The sequence below is a fragment of the Synechococcus sp. R3-13 genome (assembly GCF_047462195.1).
Taxonomy (GTDB): domain Bacteria; phylum Cyanobacteriota; class Cyanobacteriia; order Thermostichales; family Thermostichaceae; genus Thermostichus.
Genome location: NZ_JANSIO010000172.1, coordinates 1 through 1,384, shown reverse-complemented (window position 1 = coordinate 1,384; position 1,384 = coordinate 1). Strand labels below are relative to the sequence as shown.

The following is a 1,384-nucleotide window of genomic DNA, read 5'->3' as shown; positions in this document are numbered from 1 at the left end:
CGCTTTAGCGGTCGGAGTCGGGTAGTTTACTGGGCTTCTGTTGGCATGTGGCTGTGGGGAGAGGTGGAAAGGTGCAAAACGAATTGAACCCCAACCGAGATCTCCGTAACACAGGGATCCCGGCCCAACCTACTGCAGAGTCCACCTCCCCCAAACCAGAACCGGCTGCTGAGAGCCAGGCAAATTGCTTGACAGACGGAGAGGTGGATCCAGAGCCCCGCCTCAGCCGTTCTCAACAAGAACGACAGCAGGAACGCCGCTCCTTACCTTGGCGCCTGGGGCTGGCCAACGTGCTCTCGGCAGGGTTGCATTTCATCGCGATGAGCTGGATGGGTTGGCGGCCTGGGATCCCGGAGGAGGAGATAATCTCCTTTCAGTGGGTGGAGATGGCGGATGAGCCGCCCCCAGAGCCGCAGTGGATTGCGCCCGTCTCCGCCCGTGAGTCCGGTGTCTCTGAACCTCGGGATCACGTATCGGTGCGGCAGTCGCAAGTGGCCAGTCCAGGTGAATGGGTAGAGGTCACTTCTGCAACGGCACAGCCTCTGCTCGCCTCAGCCGCAGGGAGTCCTGTCCCTGAGATCCTTTCTCCGCCGACAAGGGAGCTTGAGGTGCCCCAGCCCGCCCGGAACTCTGCCTCTCCTCAGCAGCAGCCAAAGGCCAGGTTAGAAAATCTGTCAGCGGGTTTAGCAGCTCTGGAGCAGGCAGTTGCCGATCACAATTGGGCGGAGGCGCTACATCTGACGGAAGAATGGCTGGATCACTGGCCTCTGTCCTCTCCACAGCGCCAGCAACTGCAGGACTATCGTCAGCATCTGCAAAGCCTACTGGCTACCTCCTCGGCAGCAGCAGTGGAGACCAAATCGGCTCAGATCTCTCCTGCTCAATCCCTCAAGCCTCAACCCGAAAGAGCAGCAAGTTCTCCTGAGGTTTTGCCACAACCCCACCTGTCGGCTCCAGCGGATCCGCATCCAACTTTGCCCTCTCCAGAGCCGATCGCAGCCCCGTTGGAAGAGCCTTCTCCCACCTTGCCCCCGACTTTTCCTACCGGATCCCACAACTCCGACTTCGGTCGCACCAGTGGGATCGAGTCCTCTCAGGCAGGCCCACCCAGCCTAAATGCCACCGCCGATCCGGATTGGGGAGACTACTTGGCTCAATTTCAAGAAAGGGTTCGCCAACACTGGATGGTACGGCGGGCATCCGGATCCTACGTAACGGTGGTGCAGGTGCGTCTGGATCGACAGGGATCCTTGCGGGAACTGCGCCTGCAAACCCCCTCAGAAGATCCCCTGTTGGATGCAGCCGTGCTCAGTGCCATCCAGCGCTCAGCCCCCTTTGCTCCTTTGCCCGAGAGCTATGTTGGCGAAGAAGTAAACTACCCGAC

At 60.0% G+C, this 1,384-nt stretch carries 1 protein-coding gene; it reads left to right on the top strand.

The annotated features are described in order from the left end of the window. Window positions 1–71: 71 nt before the first annotated feature. A partial coding sequence (locus NW856_RS05305) for a TonB family protein (protein ID WP_414399427.1) occupies window positions 72–1,384 on the top strand: 1,313 nt, incomplete at its 3' end.